Raw genomic sequence first — 19,572 nt, 5'->3', positions numbered from 1 at the left:
CGGCGTCGTTCAAAAGTGACGAAACCGTGTCAAAATCTCCGTTGGACTCCCTGCTTATCTGGTGCAGGGTCAGGGTCAGCGGACGGTAGGGAGACCGAATGCGCATCGCGGCCTGGATATTCGGCGTGGGGGGCGTGCTGGCGGTGGCTGGCGCGGCTGACGCCCGCACCCAGCTCTGGGCCCCCAACAGCTTTGACGACGGCCCGGTCACGGATGTCGACGCCGCCGCGCCTGCGCGCCTGGCCGACCAGACCCGGTTCGACGTCCTGCCCGACGCCCGCTTCGGCCCCGTGGTCGAGTTTCCCACCGCCTTCCGTCCCGCCGAGGGCGATGGCCTGGCCGTCACCACGCGCCGCGACGTCTGGATCGACCGCAATGTCGCCGCCGACCGCCTGACGCTGGAGACCGCAGGCCGCCTGCGCCGCGCCGACGGCTCTCCCCTGCCCGTCACGCCGCGCGACGACGTCGAACTGGATCAGAGCGCCTATGACTTGCGCTATGTGCGCGGTTTCCGGGGCGCCAGGGGCCACACCCCGTCGGGCCTCGAAGTCAGCCTGACGCCTCACGCCGGTTTCGGCGTCGGCAGCGACGGCGGATCGGCCGAAGCCGGCGCCACCCTGAAGATCGGCGAGGGCCTGGACCGACTGGCCCCCAGCGGTCAGCAAAGGTTCGGCGAACGCGCCCGCTGGTTCATCTACGCCGCCGGCTCGGGCCGAGCGGTGGGCTATAATTTCGCCCGCACCCGTGACGGCGACTATGCCCGTTCCGGCGTGGCGCAGGACCGCGACCGCGGCTCCTTCCTGGGCGACGCCTCGGTCGGCGTGGCCTATCGGCGCGGCGACATCCAGACCTCGTTCGGGGTGGTCTATCGCGAGATCGACGCCGGCAAGGGCCTGCGCGGCATGAACGGCCTGGACACCGACGTCAGCGAAGGCCTGATCGCCTTCCAACTGTCGATCAGACCCCGCCGCTAAACCCGCCTTACTTCGTCAGCACCACGCCTTCGCGACGCGGATCGGCGCCCGCGTCCCAGGCGCCGTTGCGCCAGATCATGCCGTGCAGACCGGACGTCTCCGTCGCATTGGGCCGCAGCGGCATGCCCGCCTCGGCCAGCGCGGCCTGGATCTCGGGCGACATCTGTTCGGTGTCCGCCCCGACCATGGCGCCGCGCACCACCAGGTTCGGCAGGGCGATGGCCTCCTGCATCGGCAGGTTCCAGTCGATGGCCCCGACCAGGGCCTTAGCCACATAGGCCAGGATGCTGGAGCCGCCCGGCGATCCGATGGCGCCGACCAGGTTCCCCTGACGATCCAGGATCAGCGTCGGCGTCATGGATGAACGCGGCCGCTTGCCCGCTGCCACCGCATTGGCCGCCGGATGACCGTCTTCGCTGGGCGTGAACGAGAAGTCGGTCAGTTGATTGTTCAGGAAGAAGCCGTCGACCAGCCGCCCATTGCCGAACAGGCTCTCAACCGTCGTGGTCATGCTGACCGCATTGCCCCAGGCGTCCACGACGACGAAATGGGTGGTGCCGCCCGGCTCAGCCGTCGCATCCACGCCGACCGGCGGCGCGCCCGTCGGATGTCCCGCCGGGACCGGACCGTTCACCTCGGGAACCAGAGCCGCGCGGCTGGCGACATAGTCCGGGTCCAGCAGGCCCGCCAACGGCACGCCGACAAAGTCGTTGTCGCCGATGTAGCGGTCACGATCCGCATACATCAGACGCTGCAGCCGCCCCAGCGCGACCCAGGCCTCGGGGCTGCTCGCCCCCTTGTCGATGTCCGGCGTCTTCTCGGCCATGGCCAGAAGCTGCAGCACGGCCACGCCGCTGGACGGCGGCGGCGGCACGCAGATCACATAGGCCCGGTACGGACGGCACAGGGCGTCACGCCGAAGCGGGCGATAGGCGGCGATGTCTGCTGCGGTCAGACCACCCGGACGCGGCTCCGCCGCCACGGCGGCGGCGATGTCACGACCGATCTCACCACCGTAAAACACCCCCGGCCCCTGCTGCGCCAGCAAGGACACCGTGCGGGCATAGGCCGGGTTCTTCAGCAGATCGCCCGTCTGATAGCGCGTGCCGTCCGGCTTGGTGAAATAGGCGCTGGCCGACGCCGTCCTGGCCTGGGGCGCATTGCTGTTGATCATGCCCGCCAGACGCGCGCTGACCACAAAGCCGTCGCGGGCCAGTCGCTCGGCGTCCCCGAACAGGTCGCGCCACGCCAGCTTGCCATGATCCTTCTGCGCCATGGCCAACATGGCCACCGCCCCCGGCGCCCCGGTCGAACGGCCCGACAGGACGCCGTCGACAAAGCTCAGCGGCTTGCCATTTTCATAGAACAGCTCCGGCGTCGCCGAAGACGGCGCCGTCTCGCGCCCGTCGTAAGAGGTGATCTCCCCCGTCGCCGCGTCATAGGCCATCAGGAAGGCGCCGCCGCCCAGGCCCGACGACTGCGGCTCGACCAGACCCAGCACGGCCTGCACCGCCACCGCCGCATCCACCGCCGACCCGCCGCGCCGCAGCACCGCCATGCCCGCCTCCGCCGCCAACGGATTGGCCGCCGCCACCAACGGCCCCCGCGCCTGAACAGAACGGGCTTGGGTCGGCTGAACCTGCGCCGAACGCGCTTGCACAGCGCTCTGGGCCACGGCGGAGGCAGGCGCCGCCTGCCAGGCGGTCAGCATCGCCGGAACCAGCAAGGCGGCGGCAAAACGACGGTCGAGACGCATGAAAATCCTTACGGCTGCACGGCTTTCAACCGACCTAAGCCTTACGACCGCACACGCCAACCCGCCCGAACCAGATAAAATCTAAACAGCGGCTTGCGCTTCCCAAACCAGACGCTAAAGACACCCCTTCGCTGCAAGGCGAATGCGCACCCGTAGCTCAGCTGGATAGAGCACCAGACTACGAATCTGGGGGTCAGGAGTTCGAATCTCTTCGGGTGCGCCATTTTTTTCAATGACTTAGCGTCTGGCCCAGTGGTAAAAAGCCGCGCTGTTACAGTCATTTTACAGCCTTCGTTACAGCCTGCGTTCACGCCCTGTTCGAAGACCGCTTTCTCTGAACCTTGATCGCGACGACATTATCGACTCGATCCTGCCCACTGTCGGCCATGCGGCGACGCTCGGCCTGCCGACGGTAAATCTTCGCCGCGCGTTCAGAGGAATGTTCAAGTTGCGCCATGATCTCGGCATCCGACGCACCTGCGTACGCCAGTTCAAGCCCACGGGCGTGACGTAGGCCATGCGGTGAGAGATTGGGACGAGCGTGGCCGGATTGGGCAAGCGCGCCGATCAGGCGGGCGACTGCCTGATTCAAAGCCCGTTGCTTCCAGGGTTGACCTTTTTGGTCGTAGGCGATGGTGAGGGCCTTTGCAGGCGTGCTTTCCAAAAGCGCCGAGAGACGGCCGTCTTCCCGCTTGTCGCACAAGACCTTGCGCTTCTCCGTCGTCCAGTAGAGCCGACGTTGAGGCAAGCCGTCATCATTCTGGGCGAGAACCCTAGCGTTCAGGGGAATATTGCAGATCGTTCCCCGACGAAAGCCGGCCCAGCGCCCAAGAGCCACAGCACGGGCCAAGCCCGGCATCTTGCGCTGGAGGGCCAACGCGATGAACGCGTCAACTTCCTCGTCTGTCCAGGCAAGGTTCACCTCATCGGCGCTGTGCGGCGGCGCCAACTTCTTCAGCTTTAAAAACGGATCCGCTTTTATCCGTTCGTCATTCACCGCCGGCGCCAAGGCGTTCTTTAGAACTTGCAGTCGGTCATTTGCGGCCTTGTAGCCGCGCGGCGCCCAGAGATCGCGCAACTCTGTAATCCAACCCTTATCGACCTCTTCGAGACGGACTTCGCCGACATCGGCTTCGATTTCACGAAGCAGACGCTCGTATTCCTTCTGTGTTGATCGGGCCAGGCGGATAAAATCGGCCGACTTCCTGTAGCGTTGGATGGCGCCGCCGACGGTTCCCGCTTTCGGCGTCTGGGCGGCGTGCGCTCGGGCGATCCGAGCAAGAATGGCGTCAACCTCGGCCTTCAACTCCAAAGACCCATCCAGCGACCGCAGAGGCCCTTCGCGGTGCCCCCCTTTACGAAAATAGAGATCAACAACCCCAGTCCGGCGTCGGATGCGCTGGACGTACCTAACCTGGTCCATTGCGTCCCTCACCACTTGAGCGACAACGACCTTGATCATGGCGACGAAGAGTCGTGCGTGCCCGGACCCTTTCCAATGCAGAGGCCCGCCTCTCGCTGCTTTCGAATTCTGGGTCCGGAAGACTCGCCCTTCCTGCTGCCGCGCGCTTGGTGGGCTTAGAGGGCAGACCTGCAACCCATTCGTCGATTTGAACACGACTATACCGGACCACACTGACGCCAACATCGATGGGGGCCACGGTGCAAATCTTGGAGATGGTTGACCAAGATAGCGCCAGGTATGCGCACAACTGCTCCTTCGAAAGAAGAAGCGGCCAAGCGGTGGGGATTGGAGATGGCCGAGCCTCCTGATCCATCTGTTCAGGAGGCAGCAGGTAGAAGGCGGCAGCCTTAAGCTGGGACCAGTCTTTTGACGCTGCGTCAGGGGAAAATGGCGAGGGGAGACGATTGGGCATTCGACGACTGGAGATAGATATCAAGGCTCGGGATTGAGCGACGCCTTCCCCGACTGTCGTCACGGCCGAGGAACAACGTTGTTCACACAGAAATAGCACATGTGGCGGAGATTGCAATGGGAATGGCCATTTAACCTATTGTTATTGTAAAGGAATGTTCCGTAGCGCCATTCAAGAACACCCTCTATTCGCCTGCTGAAGCATAGGCCGTCAGAAAATCGCAAAACTCGGCCGCCTGCTCCTGCGTGGCTAAAATCACAAAGACAGCGACAATCCAGCCCGCACCAATGGCGCTAAACCCAGACTCGAATCCAACGGCCTCCACCGGGGTCACCTCATCGTTGGTGATGGTGATATGATCGATGATGTCAGACCGAATGCGCTGACCGAGCCAGACGGCTTCAGCCGCATCTGTACAGCCTTCGATCTTGATGATCGCCGTGGTCCAACCATCCTCCGGCGGCCTGGAGCCGACGAAAACACGCTGGCGCCCTTGAGTGACTTCAGGCCCCATGAAGTGGCGCAGCAAGCCCTGCGGACGACATTCAAACCAGGTCATCAGCGCTTCCAATCCGCGCGTATGAACGCCGCTTCCAAGAATTTGGCCACCTTTGCCCATTCCTCACCGGCGCGCCCCGCCAGCGCCGCCTTACGCCGCACCTCGGCAAGCAGGAGTTCCCGGTCGAGGTATTCGACCAGTCGCGCATAATCGGCACGACGCTGATCGACGGCAGTCACAGCACGTTCGATCAGCCCGTTAATGTCCAGGGCGCCCTTCAGGCGATTGGCCCGGTCAGAGATGACGCGGGTGTTCCCGCGAACATAACCGAGGGCTGGGCGTATGCGGTCAAGGGATGGCGAATAGGGCGACCGCATCTCGCCAATAACGAGCGGCACGCCCAAAGCGGGACAGATCGTAGGTACAATGATGTCGCGCACCTCCAGATCGAACGGCAGTCCGCGACGGGCTGCACGCTGGCGGGCGCGACTATGGAGCGCGACGGCAGGGACCAGACGCCGATGGACCTTGAGATAGCGGCGCATGTACGCGGCGTTGCACGTTGCGCAGGCCGAGCGCTGAAGGCGTTTGCCGTGAATCGAGCAGGAAGGGTTGGGCGGATCGTAAATAGTCATTTAAGACTCCATCTTCAGAATGAGTCCACGAATTCAAACTTAGGCTAAAGAGTCAAATTGAATTATGAGCACCCCAAGGACGAAACCCGCCGATCACCCCACCGGCGCCCAGTTGCGGGCCGCCCGAGGACTGGTGAACATGTCTGTATTAGATCTGGCCGAGCGCACCGGACTGGCGCCGAACACGATCAAGCGCGCTGAGTCTGGCAATGGCCCGGCGCCGGTGAACACCGCAAACGCCAAACTGATGGTGTCCATCCTTCATTCAGCTGGGGTGATCTTCATCCCAGCTTGGGCGGACTTGGGGTCTGGCGTGCGATTAGCGTCACCGGAACAACCCGCATTGGCGCGTCGGCGAACGAACGCCAAAACGGAAACCATGACTCCACAAAAGGAGTCACGAAATTCATCGGCGCCGCCCAAACCCTGACGCAGCCTGAATTCAGGAGTCACTTTAGCAGCCATCTATGACTCCGGCAGAGTCACGATAGCCTCTGTCGAGTCACGATAGCCGAAAAGCCCCAGATCGACCGGCCGGCGCCTGGAAACGGGCGCTGAGCGCTGAAATCGGGGTAAATGAGGCACGATTGTGGCGGAACAGGGTTTCAGAGGAGGAGTCACGTTAGCCGCCGAGCGAGGTCAGGCCTTTTGTTGATTTTATTAGACTTTTTCTAGGAATCGGAGGCGTTTTGGAGTCACGATTGCCGTTGTGCGGTGCAGCAATGTGCGTGAAATGGACGTTCTGGGTGGGGACAGAACGGAGTCACGTTACCGTAAGCGATTGAAATCGCCCTGGAAAAATCGAGCGCTTTCGACCTGAGTCACGTTACGCACCAACGATGACTCCTAGGCCCGGCCGGAAGGGGGGCGGCAGGGGCTGGGGGGGTCACCCCCAGCCGCCCCCCTTCCGGCCGGGGACCGCGCCTTGCTTATTCTGGCCAGTCTTCTTCGTGTTGATCGCCTATGCGTTCGAAATGCCCTTAAAGGACATAGTCCGGGAGGCTGGCGGATCCGAAAAAGTCATAAGACCTAGGGCACGACTTGGAGCCGCTTGCCCTTGAGGCTGCCGCACAGCTTAGCGTCAGCGCCGACCCTATTCCAGATCGAACAGACGGCCAGGCTGCACGCCAAGAGCATCCGACAGCTTCACAAGGAACGCCAAGCTGGGGTTTTCCTCGCCCCGCTCGATCCCGGCGAGATAGCGCATAGCCATGCCAGCCTCATGAGCGAGCGCCTCCTGGCTCAGCCCCTTGGTCTTGCGCAATCGCCTAATATTCGCGCCGACTCGATCTTCCCACCGCATCGCTCCATGGGCGCCGACAGTCGCGCTCGGCTCTAGGAACTATCTTGCCTAACTTTCTGGTAACGCTTGATAGGCAAGATAGATCCCACTCAGAGGGAGTTGAGCATGTCCAAGCGGTATCGCATTCGCAGGGTTCAAATCGCCATGGCAGGGGCCGTCGCCGTTGCCGCCATAGGCATCGCCTCGCCCAGCAGCGCGAGAGGCAATCCAGAAACCTGCAGCTACAGAGAAGCCCGTTTGGCGCAAGTCTGCCGCACCGATTCCGACATCCGACAATTTCTGCGCGACCCGGCGAACGCAGGCGTGGAGTCCTACATGGCGATCCCGCCTGTCATTCGCGGCTGGGAACCTGGGGAAGAAGAAATGGTGCTCAGCGTGCTGTCCGGGCAGCCACAAGCGCGCCCCGTTGCCGCCCAGACAAGCCCCTCACGCGGCAGCATTATGGACCGGATCGACCGCTTGGCCTCTGGCGAGTATGATCGTCAGGTGGCTGCTGAGCGCGCTCGAACACACCGAGTGAACTGGACTGCGACCCAAATCCGCACCGCCGCCCGCACCGCCGTCACAAATCGACTGCGCGACCCAGGCTCAGCGCAGTTCCGCAACGTCCGGAGACACGTGAACAGCCTCGGCACAACAACCTTCTGTGGCGAAGTGAACAGCCAAAACATTTACGGCGGAATGACCGGCTTCAGGCGCTTCCATTCTAGCGTCTCCGATCGCGGAGAGGCGTCCGGCCGCATCAATGACGAAAGCGGTCTCATCGGGACGGTCTTTGAAGCGACGTGGGAGCGGATTTGTGATGGCGTTCCAGGGACGCCGACTCAGTTCTGATCTGCCCCCGGTAGCGACAAGCGCCGCTGCAAATCAGCGGCGCCCACTTAAGGCGCTCCGCATCCCTTCCATGTGATCAGGGTAGGGGTGATATAGACACGGCGGATCAGCGCCTCGCCAGTGCACGTGAACTTCGCCACATCCAGGTCGACACGCTTTGCCGCAACAACCAGATTATGCAGGTGTGTTTGAACGTGCGCGGCGCGCCGTTTTCATCCAACTGGGCGAGTCGGAAGGCAGACCAAAGCCCACCTTCTGACGCTGAATGATCTCGTCGGCGTGGCCGCAAGTCCCATGGGTCGTCAGACGACGCCAGCGCAGTAAATACGGCAGCCGCCGCTCGGGAATGGCGTAGGGACGACACCGATTGAGTGTCTCACGCTCAGGCTTGCCGCGCCGATAGATGCGATTGTCGTGAAGATCGACGAAGCCTGCTTCAGCGTTCCCCATCCAGAGCAGGTTCAGCACCGCGCATGACGCGCACTCGTATACAGCGCGATCAAGATGACGCGGGAGACATGATAATTCGGGGTGCCGCCAGATCGCATATCCCACAGCGACCGGATCATATGCGGTAGATGCGGCGACGATCGAATTTCGGTTACGCCCACGCCATGTCTGCATGGGGACGCCAAGTGCTTTAAACCACGACAATTGAGCCGAGCGCCGCCGTCGGCGGTTATGTTTTCGCCGAACAGTTACTGATCCCGGAAGGGACGCGTCGCCAAGTTATTGTCGAGGTTAATTTCGCCGGTTCTCCACATCGCTTCACCTTGAGCCTCGTGCCTTCCGGCACCGATTTTCCCGTGCCTGTTGGCATTCCGGCAACGCCAAGACAGTCCGTTCAGGCGCTGCAGCGTACACCAGAGACATGGCACTGGACCGACAACCTCCACCGTCAAAGGTCGATGGTTTGCCTGTGATAGAATAAACAACTGACGTGCAACGATCGGTACAGATTTTGATCTCGGATAGAGATATAGATTTCCTCTGAATTCAGCCAAACGCCTATCATTGATGAAGGGGCGTAATGCGCTTCGCGCGACAACTGATCCGGTCGCAACAGCCCTTCATTGTTAGCACGATCTTCGCCATAGATGTGCGCCGCAGCAATTTGAATGGCCCTCTTGAATGCACCTTGTTATGTAGCCCACGGCAGCGCTTGGGGTGAAGCTGCATTCGAGGAAACCATGGCTACAGAATTGAACGGTAAGGTCGCACTCATCACGGGTGTGACGGGACAGGATGGCGCGTACCTTTCAGAACTTCTTCTGGAGAAGGGCTATATCGTCCACGGGGTGAAGCGTCGCTCTTCGTCGTTCAACACCGCCCGGATCGAGCACCTTTATCAGGACCCTCACGAGAAGGATCCGCGCTTCATCCTGCATTATGGCGACCTGACGGACTCGACCAATCTGATCCGCATCATTCAGGAAACCCAACCTGACGAGATCTATAATCTGGCGGCGATGAGCCACGTCCAGGTCTCGTTCGAGGCGCCGGAATACACCGCCAACGCCGACGGCATCGGCACGCTACGCATCCTCGAAGCGATCCGCATTCTCGGCCTCGAAAAGAAGACGAAATTCTATCAGGCCTCGACCTCGGAGTTGTACGGCCTGGTGCAGGAAGTGCCGCAGTCGGAAACGACGCCCTTCTATCCGCGCAGTCCCTATGCCGTGGCCAAAATGTACGCTTACTGGATCGTGGTGAACTATCGCGAGGCTTACGGCATGCATGCTTCGAACGGCATCCTGTTCAACCACGAGAGCCCTCTGCGCGGCGAAACCTTCGTGACGCGCAAGATCACCCGTGCGGTCGCCGCCATCAAGCACGGCTTCCAGGAGACGCTGTTCCTGGGGAACATCGACGCCAAGCGTGACTGGGGCCACGCCCGTGAATATGTGCGCGGCATGTGGCTGATGCTGCAGCAGGACAAGCCCGACGACTATGTCCTCGCAACCGGTGAAACCACGGTCATCCGCGACTTCGTCACCCACGCCTTCAGCCAAATCGACGTGACCCTGCGCTGGGAAGGCGAGGGGGTGGACGAAAAGGGCGTCTGCACCGAGACCGGCCGCGTCTATGTCGAGATCGATCCCCGCTATTTCCGCCCGACAGAAGTCGATCTGCTGATCGGCAACCCCGCCAAGGCCAAGGCCAAGCTGGGCTGGACTCACGAAACCAAGTGGGAAGCCCTGTGCGCCGAAATGGTCGCCGCCGACCTGATCGCCGTGGCGAAAGAGCAGCGCGGCAATGGCGAGTGAGATCATCTTCCCGCTTGCGGGCAAACGGGTCTGGGTCGCCGGCCATCGCGGGATGGTCGGCTCGGCCATCGTGCGCCGTCTGGGCAGCGAGAACTGCGAGATCATCACGGCGACCCGCGCTGAGGTGGACCTGAAGAACCCGGCCGAGGTCAACGCCTTCGTCGCCGACAAGAAGCCGGACGCCATTTTTATGGCGGCAGCCAAGGTCGGCGGCATCCTAGCCAACGACACCTACCCGGCCGACTTCCTCTACGACAACCTGATGATCGCGGCGAACGTCACCGAGGCGGCGTATCGCAACAATGTCGGCAAGATGCTGTTCCTAGGCTCCAGCTGCATCTATCCGAAGCTGGCGCCTCAGCCGATCCCGGAAAACGCCCTGCTGACCGGCCCCCTAGAACCGACCAACGAGTGGTACGCGATCGCCAAGATCGCGGGCATCAAGCTGGCTCAGGCGTATCGCAAACAACATGGCTGCGATTTTATCAGCGCCATGCCGACCAACCTGTACGGCCCCGGCGACAACTTCGACCTAAACACCAGCCACGTCCTGCCGGCCCTGATCCGCAAGGCGCATGACGCCAAGGTCTCGTGTGCGGATCACATCACCATCTGGGGCACAGGCACGCCGCGTCGGGAGTTCCTGCACGCTGATGACTGCGCGGATGCCTGCGTCTTCCTGATGCAGCACTACTCCGACTTCGAGCATGTCAACGTCGGCTCGGGCGAAGACATCGCCATCATCGATCTGGCGCGATTGGTGTGCGAGGTCGTGGGTTTCTCTGGCGAAATCTGCACCGACCCTGCCAAGCCAGACGGTACTTTGCGCAAGCTGATGAGCGGGGACAAACTCAGGACCATGGGTTGGCAAGCACGGACTAAGCTGAAGGACGGGATCGGCGAGGCATACAGTTGGTTGCTGGCTCAAGAGGTCGAGCCGATCCATTGAAGGCGATTTTCATGAGGTCGGGCTCACGTAGGCTAGGCAACCTGATCCTGTTGATCGGTGGCTATGGCCTTGGCCAGGGCACTATCTTTCTGGCTCAAACTTGGCTGATTTCTCGCGGTCAATTGGGGCTTGTCGCCAACTTTGGCGTCAACTTCTACATCGCAACCCTGGCGATCATGCTGGTTGATTTCGGATCGACCGCCGTTCTAGCGCGCGAGACGGCGGCTATCCAGCATGCGCGAACGCTCGAACAGACTGCCGTCACGAGGGCAACGAATCTGTGGTCCGAATTCTGGGCCATCGTCCCATCACGGGTAGCCATGGCCGTAGCGGTTGTCGCCGCTGGAGCGATAAGCGCTATTTTGACCGCAGACCCCTTCGCTCGCGCCTACGCCATCTGGGCCTGGCCCGCCGTGGCCATCTGGGCCTTCAACGCCACGGGCCTGCTGGACGGCCTTAGGCTCAGCGGTATGAACGGTGTCGCGGGCGCCCTGCCATTCATCCTCTCGGGCGTGAGCCTGGCCCTGGTTGCGGACCAGCCCCCGGCGGTGGCCGGAGCCCTCTTGGGTGCAGCCCTGTCGACCGGATATTTGCTGGCCGTCACGGGCCAAATGCTGGCCCTGGGCCGCTCCGGCCACGCCCCACGCTGGGTCCGCCCCACACGCCCCACCGTGATCCAGTCCGCTCGCTCGGGCTTCGCCGCCCTGCTGGCCACCTTGCCGGGCCAGATTTATTTCCGGTTTCAGATACTTCTGGCTGGAGCATTCCTGGGAGAAGCGGGAGTAGCGCTGTTCCTGTACGCAAAACAGATCGTCATAGGGTTCGCTCAATTGATCGGCTTCCTGCGACGAATCGAGTTTCCGGATCTCGTCAGCCGTTTGAAGGGGACCCACGGGCCTATTCTACGTGAAATCATGGCTGCCCAACGCCTCGGAACTGTGATCGCTGCCGCTGCGAGCGTGTTGGTGCTAGTTGTCGGCCTAACTGTCTGGCTAACGACCACAGGATCAATAGCCGAAGCGGGGCTGGCGACTGCCTTGTTTGCACCGATAATTATCACCAGCGGGGTCATGCTGTCTCTGACACAAGCATTGACCGCCCAAGGTAACTATCATTGGACGGCGCTCGTAATGATCATGTCCAGTGCCATAGCGGCCCTGCTTACCTTTGTTTTCGCATTTTCACGCAACATAACGGGCTTTGCTGCAGCCGATGCCATAGCAAATTTACTGGCTATCACCTTGGCGATCTGGGTGTTGAAGCACCCGGCCAAGTCTCGAATTGAAGTGGTCGCTCAATGATCAAGATACTAGTTCAGTTGGCGCTGATGCCTTTGCCGTGGCCACTCCGGCGGCGGCTTCTGTCTGCGTTTTTCGGCTATAGGATCGCGCCGTCAGCACGGATACGATGGTCAATTGTGATGGCTGATCAAGTCGATATGGAGCCCGGCGCCCGCATCGGTTCTCTGACCTATGTGAAGGGCTTAGGAGAGCTGCTAATCGAAGAGAACGGCCGCCTCGGTAACTTAAATTGGGTAACAGGTCTACCGAAGTCTTCGACTGCGTTTTTCAAAGAGCAGCCTGACCGTCGCCCCGCTTTGGTGATTCGATCTAATGCCGCGATCACTCATCGACACCTGATTGATTGTACTGACCTTGTCGAAATTGGAGCATACGCGACATTTGCTGGATGGGGCTCCCAAATTCTAACCCATGCGATTGACTTTGCGGCAAACCGCCAAAGTGCATTACCCGTACGTATCGGCGCGTATGCCTTCGTTGGAACACGGTGCGTGTTTCTTAAGGGCGCTTATCTTCCCGAACGGTCCATTCTTGCAGCAGGATCCGTCTTGTCCACCCACGAAACACAAACAGACTCCCTTTACTCTGGCGTGCGCGCCACCTGGATCAAACGCCTCGATACCGGGCTCGCCTATTTCCAACGACATTTAGGGTTCGTCCAATGAACACGGCTCACAACCCGCGACAGACATCAAATGTCAATATAGCACAAAATTTTGCCGAAAAACGTCAGCAGAACAATTGGCTGTTTTCAATATCTGCATTGACATTGGCGGTATATTTCTTCTGCCTTTTGTGGCCACAACAGTACCTTATCAACTGGCTGATGAATGCCTCGCCAGTTGTTCAGGGTGAAATCAGAAGATGGAACACGATTGGAGTTTTGTCATTTTTTGTTTTGAGTTTTTTTACCGTCATCGGAAATAGCGGTAAAACACAAAAAATTCACGCTCCATATTTAATTCTCTGCTTGTCGCTAGTTACTTGGGTTTTTTTCACAAGTTTTTGGTCAATAAATTCGTCGTCATCAGCGACATACAGCCTTGCTCTTTTGGCTCTATTTGTATCTGGCGCCCTTTTTTGGTGCATGCCGGGCTCTTACGTAAAGCGTTCAGCTACGCTGGGGTTAGTCGTAGGTGGGCTCATGATGGCATATCTTTTCAGACAGCTTCCTTTGGTAGGTAGGGATTTGGGAGGAATCCAGCCTAATGTTCTGGGGCATATTGGCTTCGCATTTATACTGCTCGGATACATAGCTGGAGGACACACAAGGACCGCCGCCATCGTTCTGGGCGGTGCACTCATTGCTGTAGGTCAGGCCAGAACTGTATTTTTGGGATTAGTTACATTTTTGGTAGTTTATCACCTAGTGATGCCGCAAATCAAAAACAGACAATCCCTCATAATGACAGCCATCTGTGCATCATTTGCATTAGTCCTCGTATCATTGACTTTTGAACCAGTGGTTGATGCATCCAGTCGTGCTGCCACACAGTTATTAGGCGTCACTGACGCTGCAAGAACAGGTAGCGGATTTACGGGCCGAGATACGCTTTGGCAGAATGGTCTTGATGTCATGAAAGGCCACGAACTGAACGGATATGGATTTCGTACTCGAGGCTCGAAAGAACTTTCTCAAGCGGGAATTGCAGTCAACGCGCACAGCGGGATAATCAATGCAATATTGGATATAGGGCTTGTTGGATTATTGCTTTACATGATGGTAATCGGCACTGCTGCGTTCAAGATGTCGGAAGCTTGGGGCCGCTTTCGAGAAACAAGTGATAGGGCGGGCGCTGCATTCCTTGTAGCCATGGTTCCGGTTTTGGTCGTGGAACCGAACTACCTAAACTTTGGTTCGGCCTCTCATTTTCTAATGCTTTTGTTCCTCACTAAGCCATTGGTCGAAATAGTGCGCCTTCGACAAGGGGCGGTCTCCAACTTTACGAATGTTACGCGATGAAAATTCTTCGGATTATTGCCACTGTTGATCCCCGAACAGGGGGACCGATTGAAGGGTTGGTTCGGAGTTCAGAAGCGATGCGGCGGCTTGGGCATCAGGTGGAAGTCGCCACATTGGACGCCCCCCAATCGCCGTGGGTAACAGAATTCCCGTTTCCCGTTCATGCCCTTGGACCGAGGATGCGTGTGTATGGGTATGCCAAGCGCTTTACACCGTGGCTGATCAACAACCTGTCTACATACGACGCCGCGATTGTTCACGGAATCTGGAATTATACATCTTTCGGGGCATGGCGAGCCTTGCGTAAATTTAGCACTCCATATTGCATATTCACACATGGAAGCCTCGATCCTTGGCATCGCAAGGCCTATCCAATCAAAGACTTTTTTAAGCAGTTATACTGGACCTTCTTCGAGGGTTCAGTTCTACGCGACGCACGCTATGTACTTTTTACGACTCAAGAAGAACGACGACTTGCACGATTATCCTATCGGGGCAGGCAATCTTATCGTGACCGAGTGATCGCCTATGGCACAGCTGACGCCCCCCCTGCATCCAGCGCTCAACAGGCTGCATTTATCGAGGCCACGGGACTAAACCCGGATCAGCCGTACCTTCTTTTTCTTAGCCGCATTCATCCGAAAAAAGGGGTAGATCTTTTGATCCGCGCCTTTGCAGGCATCCACTCAAACTGGCCAGATCACCGACTGGTTATTGCGGGACCAGATCAAACGAATTGGCGACCCGCTTTGGAAGCCCTGTCAACTGAACTGGGTGTCGCAGAGAAGATTGTTTGGCCAGGCATGCTCAAAGGTGATGCTAAATGGGGAGCATACAGAAACGCGGCTGCATTCGTTTTACCATCGCATGGAGAGAATTTCGGCATCGTAGTGGCGGAGGCCCTAGCCTGTGCGACGCCGGTGTTGATTAGCGACAAGGTCAATATCTGGCAGGACGTCAAGGCAGCCGATGCAGGGCGGGTTGCGGCGAATACCACAGAAGCAACAGAAATTATGTTGCGCTCATTTCTTGCTCTGAGTGATGACGAACAGAAGGCGTGTGGCGTCGCTGGTCGACAGTTGTTTCTTCAGAAATTCGACATTGAGAATTCGGCAAAGGATATCGTGGACGCATTGTCATGACTCTGGCCGTTGTAATCCTCACGTATAACGAGGCTATACACCTGTCCCGCGCGCTAGCTTCGGTCGCCATGATCGCGAGCCAAGTCTTCGTAATCGACTCAGGCTCTACAGACGAGACAGTTGCGCTCGCCGAGGCGGCGGGCGCAATTGTTCTTACCAATCCATTCATTAATCAGGCGCAACAGTTCCAGTGGGCCTTAGATAACGCGCCAATTACAGCGGATTGGGTTATGCGACTGGATGCCGACGAGGTCATTGAAGCTGATCTAAGCGCGACACTGGCGGAACGGCTTTCGACACTTCCACTCGAAGTGTGCGGCGTGAACCTGAAACGCAAGCATATCTTTATGGGTCGCTGGATTCGGCATGGGGGACGATACCCTCTGACGATGCTACGGGTCTGGCGACGCGGTCATGCCAGAGTTGAGCAGCGCTGGATGGATGAGCACATACTACTCAAATCAGGGAGTACTATCTCTGTGGATGGCGGGTTCTCGGACATAAATCTAAATGACCTGACCTATTTCACCGACAAGCATAACAAGTACGCGACGCGCGAAGCCATCGATGTGATAGCCCAAAAGTACGACCTGTTTTCACGTGGCGAGGCCTTGGAGACACGCACAACCTCTGCAGCCGTTTCAGGCAAGCGATGGCTGAAGGAAAGTCTATATAATCGCCTGCCCTTCTGGGCAGGCCCAGTGTGCTATTTTATCTATCGCTATGTATTTCAAGTCGGATTTCTAGATGGCCGAGAAGGCTTAATTTATCACGGACTTCAAGGCGGCTGGTATCGCTTTCTTGTAGCCGCAAAGGTATCTGAATTAGAACGAGAAATTTCTTCTCTAGACGGCACCCACGCTCGGATAGCGGCTCTGAAGCGATTGACGGGACTTGACTTGGCAGCTTTGGCTCAACGTTAGGTGTGGTTGAGATTAGACACCGCCCGAACCTCAACTTGCCTTAAAGCGCTTTTGGGCCGTAAGCGAAACACGCCTCCTCAAACCCGTCGATGATGGCGCTCTTGCGCCAACGGGTCTCAGCGCGGAGGCGGCCAGCGGCGCCGAGGGTGCGGCGCAGATCGGGGTCCTCGGCAAGACGCAGGATGGCGGTGGTCATTGCTTCGGCATCGGGCGCAACGACCAAGCCACAGCCATCGACCTCATACGCCAGGCCCGTTCCCTCACTAGCCATGGCGACGACCGGCCTCCCGGAGGCCAACATCCCCGTCAGTTTTGACGGCAGGACCAGATCGGCCGCCTCGGGACGTTGGGGTAACAAGTGAATATCCGCTGTGCCTAGTAGTTCCGGCAAACGCTCCATTGGCTGTAACGGCAGGAAATGAACAGTATCTATATCTTTACAAGAGACCTCTAGCGCGAGGCGAGCAGGACCTTCACCACATAGAAGGAGCGACACCGGTGCTAGCGCAGCTTTCAGATTTTTTGCCACTTGAGCTAGTACCTCCAGCCCTTGTTTTCCAGCCATATTCCCAGAATATAGAGCGACGATCTGGTCATCGGGAATGCCCAGTTCTTGGCGGTACCGCGTGTTAGGGCTGGCGAATACTTGCACAGCATCGACGTCTACCCAATTGCGAAACTCAACGATTTTGTCAGTGCTGACACCTTTGGCCGCCAAGCGCTGAATCATTGCGGGTGAGATACTGGACACTCGGTCGAACGTTCGGAACAGACTGCTCTCGACCCGCAGGGCCATCGCACGGCCTATTGTGTTCTTCAGCATGTTCAAATCAAAGGCGGCGTCCACCTCAAAGTCCTGAATATGCAACCAACTGGATGCTCCCGAGGCTTTTGCAGCCACCAATGCCGTAGATGCTGCGGCCAAGGTCGGGGCTACAGCGAAAACAAGGTCAGGTTTGAAGCGCAGGGCCACACCAAGGGCCGCCGGAAGGGCGGCAGCCCCAAACGAAGCCAAATGCATCATACGCTTGAAGGCGTCGGGCCTTGGCGGAACATAGAGAGGAGTACGATGGACGACGACGTTATTCAGTGTCTCGTTGCTCCACCGGGCACCAGAGTATCCTGAAGCAACAGACCAGGCCGGGTAGTAAGGCGGTCCGGTCACCACTTCGACCTTATGCCCGCGCGCAACTAGTTCTTCGGCAAATTCCGTCGTATATTTTGCACAACCAACCAGTTCAGGAGCGTAGTTCAGCGCAACGATCAGAATTCGAAGGCGTTCATTGTTGAATCGGTTTTCTGGACTTAGTTCAGTTACGTTGGAATCTATAGTTCCAACCACCTCACTCACTTTCATAACCCCACCACCGCTTGCCCCACTATAAAAAGTCGTCCTTCAGCAGAATCTTGGGCAGGTAATCGGTCAGGGCATTCAGCTTTGACATCCGCATAGGTAGCGCCTGCGTCGGCGACCAGGACCTTCATCTGCTCATGATCGGCGATGTCGGCCCGGACCATGCGAAAGCCCTCACGCCCTTCCAGCCGGGCGGCGCGGGCCTCTTTCAGCGCCGGGTCGTAATAGTCGTTGAGGACATCGACGCCGATCACGGTCTCGCCACGGTCAAGCAGACGCTCGGCCGTATGCATGCCGATGAACCCGGCGGCGCCGGTGACGATGATCGGCGTGCCCATCAGCCGCGACCGATGCCGGAATATTTGAACCCACGCTTCAGCATGTCTTCGGAGCGATAGACGTTGCGCAGGTCCACCAGCACCGGTTGGTTCATCAGCCCCTTGACCCGGTCCAGGTCCAGGGCGCGGAACTGATCCCATTCGGTGACGATGACCACGGCGTCGGCGCCGGTGACGGCGTCGTAGGCGCTGTCCTTCATCTCGACGCCCGGCAGCAGCTTGGCGGCCTCATGCATGCCTTCGGGATCAAAGGCCTGGACCCTGGCGCCGGCGGCGATCAGGGCGGGGGCGATGTCGAGGCTGGGCGCATCGCGCATGTCGTCGGTGTTGGGCTTGAAGGTCAGGCCCAACAGGGCGACCGTCTTGCCGGAGACGCTGTCGCCCAGGGTCGTCTCCACGCGTCCGGCCATGGCCTTCTTGCGCGCGTCGTTGACCTCGACCGTGGTCTCGATCAGGCGGACCGGGGCGCCATACTGCTGGGCCGTGCGGACCAGGGCGATGGTGTCCTTGGGGAAGCAGGAGCCGCCATAGCCCGGACCGGCGTGCAGGAACTTGGACCCGATCCGCTTGTCCAGGCCGATGCCGCGCGCGACCTGCTGCACGTCGGCGCCGACGGCTTCGCACAGGTCGGCCATCTCGTTGATGAAGGTGATCTTCATCGCCAGGAAGGCGTTGGCGGCGTATTTGATCAGCTCGGACGTGCGGCGGCCCACGAACAGCAGCGGGCTCTCGTTCAGGTTCAGCGGGCGGTACAGTTCACCCATCACGCCCTTGGCGCGCTGGCCTACGTCGCCGTCGATGTCGTTGACGCCGATCACCACCCGGTCGGGACGTTTGAAGTCGCCGATGGCGGCGCCTTCGCGCAGGAACTCGGGGTTGGACACCACGGCGAAATCAGCGCCGGGATTGGCCTTTCGGATGATCGTCTCGACCTCGTCGCCGGTGCCGACCGGGACGGTGGACTTGGTCACCACCACGGTGAAACCGTCGATCAGGCCAGCGATCTCTTCGGCGGCGGCATAGACGTAGGACAGGTCCGCATGGCCGTCGCCGCGACGGGTCGGGGTGCCCACGGCGATGAAGACCGCGTCGGCGTTGCGGATGGCCTCGGCGCCGTCCAGGGTGAAGGACAGCCGCCCTTCGCGCACGTTCGTCGCGACCAGATCATCCAGGCCCGGCTCATAGATCGGAATCTCGCCGCCGTTCAGCCGCTCGATCTTGGACGGGTCCTTGTCGATACAGGTCACCACATGACCGAAATCGGCAAAACAGGCCCCTGACACCAGGCCGACATAGCCCGTGCCGATCATCGCAACACGCATAAATACGCCCCCAACAAGCTTGGCGGGTCCTTACCCCGTTGCGATGCAACATAGCAACGGTTGATAAGGCTGAGGGCGAGCAATAGGATGTCGCAGGCACAATGTGGCCCAAAACGGTCGCCTCTAGTCGGCCGT

At 59.3% G+C, this 19,572-nt stretch carries 18 protein-coding genes, 1 tRNA gene and 2 pseudogenes; 11 read left to right on the top strand and 10 right to left on the bottom strand.

The window, feature by feature from the left end; translation table 11 throughout:
- The first annotated feature begins 98 nt into the window (after window positions 1-98).
- Window positions 99-974, top strand: coding sequence for a lipid A-modifier LpxR family protein (locus tag JKF87_RS06755; RefSeq protein WP_201098610.1), 876 nt, complete (start codon window positions 99-101; stop codon window positions 972-974).
- A gap of 7 nt (window positions 975-981) precedes the next feature.
- Here JKF87_RS06755 and JKF87_RS06750 read toward each other — a convergent pair whose 3' ends face one another.
- The gene (locus tag JKF87_RS06750; RefSeq protein ID WP_201098608.1) at window positions 982-2,730 is read right to left on the bottom strand and encodes a gamma-glutamyltransferase family protein; all 1,749 of its coding nucleotides are present in this window, start codon (window positions 2,728-2,730) and stop codon (window positions 982-984) included.
- A gap of 146 nt (window positions 2,731-2,876) precedes the next feature.
- Between JKF87_RS06750 and JKF87_RS06745 the strand changes: the two genes are divergently transcribed.
- Window positions 2,877-2,953 (top strand) — tRNA-Arg (locus JKF87_RS06745).
- An 84-nt stretch (window positions 2,954-3,037) separates the two neighbouring features.
- Here the strand turns inward: JKF87_RS06745 and JKF87_RS06740 are convergent.
- The 3 genes from JKF87_RS06740 to JKF87_RS06730 all read right to left on the bottom strand — a co-directional run bounded on the left by JKF87_RS06740 (window position 3,038) and on the right by JKF87_RS06730 (window position 5,741).
- Entirely contained in the window at window positions 3,038-4,042 is a 1,005-nt protein-coding gene (locus JKF87_RS06740) for a site-specific integrase (protein WP_236261172.1), read from the bottom strand.
- A gap of 749 nt (window positions 4,043-4,791) precedes the next feature.
- The gene (locus JKF87_RS06735; protein ID WP_201098602.1) at window positions 4,792-5,166 is read right to left on the bottom strand and encodes a hypothetical protein; all 375 of its coding nucleotides are present in this window, start codon (window positions 5,164-5,166) and stop codon (window positions 4,792-4,794) included.
- Complete coding sequence (locus JKF87_RS06730) at window positions 5,166-5,741, bottom strand: hypothetical protein (protein ID WP_201098601.1); 576 nt, start codon at window positions 5,739-5,741, stop codon at window positions 5,166-5,168. Before JKF87_RS06730 ends, JKF87_RS06735 begins: the two co-directional genes overlap by 1 nt.
- A gap of 64 nt (window positions 5,742-5,805) precedes the next feature.
- On the opposite strand from JKF87_RS06730, the pseudogene JKF87_RS18645 reads away from it, so the two are divergent.
- Window positions 5,806-5,946: pseudogene (locus tag JKF87_RS18645) on the top strand (helix-turn-helix domain-containing protein); the annotation flags it as partial.
- A gap of 56 nt (window positions 5,947-6,002) precedes the next feature.
- Here the strand turns inward: JKF87_RS18645 and JKF87_RS06725 are convergent.
- Entirely contained in the window at window positions 6,003-6,206 is a 204-nt protein-coding gene (locus JKF87_RS06725) for a hypothetical protein (RefSeq protein ID WP_201098599.1), read from the bottom strand.
- Between the two features lie 628 nt (window positions 6,207-6,834).
- Window positions 6,835-7,044, bottom strand: a complete 210-nt coding sequence (locus tag JKF87_RS06720; RefSeq protein ID WP_201098597.1) for a helix-turn-helix domain-containing protein — start codon at window positions 7,042-7,044, stop codon at window positions 6,835-6,837.
- Window positions 7,045-7,149: 105 nt separating this feature from the next.
- Here JKF87_RS06720 and JKF87_RS06715 point away from each other — a divergent pair, with 105 nt between their 5' ends.
- Window positions 7,150-7,878 (top strand): hypothetical protein, encoded by a 729-nt coding sequence (locus tag JKF87_RS06715; RefSeq protein WP_201098595.1) that lies wholly within the window; start codon window positions 7,150-7,152, stop codon window positions 7,876-7,878.
- A gap of 174 nt (window positions 7,879-8,052) precedes the next feature.
- Here JKF87_RS06715 and JKF87_RS06710 read toward each other — a convergent pair whose 3' ends face one another.
- Window positions 8,053-8,346: a hypothetical protein gene (locus JKF87_RS06710; RefSeq protein WP_201098593.1), complete on the bottom strand. Its 294-nt coding sequence runs from the start codon at window positions 8,344-8,346 to the stop codon at window positions 8,053-8,055.
- A 722-nt stretch (window positions 8,347-9,068) separates the two neighbouring features.
- On the opposite strand from JKF87_RS06710, the gene gmd reads away from it, so the two are divergent.
- The 7 genes from gmd to JKF87_RS06675 all read left to right on the top strand — a co-directional run bounded on the left by gmd (window position 9,069) and on the right by JKF87_RS06675 (window position 16,423).
- The gene (gmd, locus tag JKF87_RS06705; protein ID WP_201098591.1) at window positions 9,069-10,145 is read left to right on the top strand and encodes a GDP-mannose 4,6-dehydratase; all 1,077 of its coding nucleotides are present in this window, start codon (window positions 9,069-9,071) and stop codon (window positions 10,143-10,145) included.
- Window positions 10,135-11,094, top strand: coding sequence for a GDP-L-fucose synthase (gene fcl, locus JKF87_RS06700; RefSeq protein WP_201098589.1), 960 nt, complete (start codon window positions 10,135-10,137; stop codon window positions 11,092-11,094). The genes gmd and fcl overlap by 11 nt, the downstream gene beginning before the upstream one ends.
- Window positions 11,091-12,395: a hypothetical protein gene (locus JKF87_RS06695; RefSeq protein ID WP_201098588.1), complete on the top strand. Its 1,305-nt coding sequence runs from the start codon at window positions 11,091-11,093 to the stop codon at window positions 12,393-12,395. The genes fcl and JKF87_RS06695 overlap by 4 nt, the downstream gene beginning before the upstream one ends.
- A gap of 119 nt (window positions 12,396-12,514) precedes the next feature.
- Window positions 12,515-13,060 (top strand): acyltransferase, encoded by a 546-nt coding sequence (locus JKF87_RS06690; RefSeq protein ID WP_201098587.1) that lies wholly within the window; start codon window positions 12,515-12,517, stop codon window positions 13,058-13,060.
- Complete coding sequence (locus tag JKF87_RS06685) at window positions 13,057-14,358, top strand: O-antigen ligase family protein (protein ID WP_201098585.1); 1,302 nt, start codon at window positions 13,057-13,059, stop codon at window positions 14,356-14,358. The genes JKF87_RS06690 and JKF87_RS06685 overlap by 4 nt, the downstream gene beginning before the upstream one ends.
- Window positions 14,355-15,500 carry a glycosyltransferase gene (locus JKF87_RS06680; RefSeq protein WP_201098583.1) on the top strand — a complete coding sequence of 382 codons (1,146 nt, stop codon included), beginning with the start codon at window positions 14,355-14,357 and terminating at the stop codon, window positions 15,498-15,500. The genes JKF87_RS06685 and JKF87_RS06680 overlap by 4 nt, the downstream gene beginning before the upstream one ends.
- The gene (locus tag JKF87_RS06675; protein WP_201098581.1) at window positions 15,497-16,423 is read left to right on the top strand and encodes a glycosyltransferase family 2 protein; all 927 of its coding nucleotides are present in this window, start codon (window positions 15,497-15,499) and stop codon (window positions 16,421-16,423) included. Before JKF87_RS06680 ends, JKF87_RS06675 begins: the two co-directional genes overlap by 4 nt.
- A gap of 40 nt (window positions 16,424-16,463) precedes the next feature.
- On the opposite strand, the gene JKF87_RS06670 is transcribed toward JKF87_RS06675, so the two are convergent.
- The 3 genes and pseudogenes from JKF87_RS06670 to JKF87_RS06660 form a co-directional block, all read right to left on the bottom strand.
- A complete protein-coding gene (locus JKF87_RS06670) occupies window positions 16,464-17,774 on the bottom strand; it encodes a WcaI family glycosyltransferase (RefSeq protein WP_307417559.1) in 1,311 nt (436 codons plus the stop codon).
- A 104-nt stretch (window positions 17,775-17,878) separates the two neighbouring features.
- Window positions 17,879-18,118, bottom strand: a pseudogene (locus tag JKF87_RS06665) (SDR family NAD(P)-dependent oxidoreductase); the annotation flags it as partial.
- Window positions 18,115-19,437: a UDP-glucose dehydrogenase family protein gene (locus JKF87_RS06660; protein ID WP_201098577.1), complete on the bottom strand. Its 1,323-nt coding sequence runs from the start codon at window positions 19,435-19,437 to the stop codon at window positions 18,115-18,117. The gene JKF87_RS06660 and the pseudogene JKF87_RS06665, both read right to left, overlap by 4 nt.
- Between the last annotated feature and the right edge of the window lie 135 nt (window positions 19,438-19,572).

The organism is Brevundimonas nasdae (assembly GCF_016654005.1).
Taxonomy (GTDB): domain Bacteria; phylum Pseudomonadota; class Alphaproteobacteria; order Caulobacterales; family Caulobacteraceae; genus Brevundimonas; species Brevundimonas nasdae.
This window is presented reverse-complemented; position numbering and strand designations above follow the sequence as displayed.

Bases quoted from the DNA above. Each gene is read 5' to 3' on its own strand.
- JKF87_RS06690 (WP_201098587.1), top strand. From the start codon at position 12,515: ATGGCTGATCAAGTCGATATGGAGCCCGGCGCCCGCATCGGTTCTCTG.
- JKF87_RS06680 (WP_201098583.1), top strand. From the start codon at position 14,355: ATGAAAATTCTTCGGATTATTGCCACTGTTGATCCCCGAACAGGGGGA.
- JKF87_RS06720 (WP_201098597.1), bottom strand. From the start codon at position 7,044: ATGCGGTGGGAAGATCGAGTCGGCGCGAATATTAGGCGATTGCGCAAG.
- JKF87_RS06735 (WP_201098602.1), bottom strand. From the start codon at position 5,166: ATGACCTGGTTTGAATGTCGTCCGCAGGGCTTGCTGCGCCACTTCATG.
- JKF87_RS06685 (WP_201098585.1), top strand. From the start codon at position 13,057: ATGAACACGGCTCACAACCCGCGACAGACATCAAATGTCAATATAGCA.
- gmd (WP_201098591.1), top strand. From the start codon at position 9,069: ATGGCTACAGAATTGAACGGTAAGGTCGCACTCATCACGGGTGTGACG.
- JKF87_RS06750 (WP_201098608.1), bottom strand. From the start codon at position 2,730: ATGCGTCTCGACCGTCGTTTTGCCGCCGCCTTGCTGGTTCCGGCGATG.
- JKF87_RS06755 (WP_201098610.1), top strand. From the start codon at position 99: ATGCGCATCGCGGCCTGGATATTCGGCGTGGGGGGCGTGCTGGCGGTG.
- JKF87_RS06675 (WP_201098581.1), top strand. From the start codon at position 15,497: ATGACTCTGGCCGTTGTAATCCTCACGTATAACGAGGCTATACACCTG.
- JKF87_RS06660 (WP_201098577.1), bottom strand. From the start codon at position 19,437: ATGCGTGTTGCGATGATCGGCACGGGCTATGTCGGCCTGGTGTCAGGG.
- JKF87_RS06725 (WP_201098599.1), bottom strand. From the start codon at position 6,206: ATGGCTGCTAAAGTGACTCCTGAATTCAGGCTGCGTCAGGGTTTGGGC.
- fcl (WP_201098589.1), top strand. From the start codon at position 10,135: ATGGCGAGTGAGATCATCTTCCCGCTTGCGGGCAAACGGGTCTGGGTC.
- JKF87_RS06715 (WP_201098595.1), top strand. From the start codon at position 7,150: ATGTCCAAGCGGTATCGCATTCGCAGGGTTCAAATCGCCATGGCAGGG.
- JKF87_RS06730 (WP_201098601.1), bottom strand. From the start codon at position 5,741: ATGACTATTTACGATCCGCCCAACCCTTCCTGCTCGATTCACGGCAAA.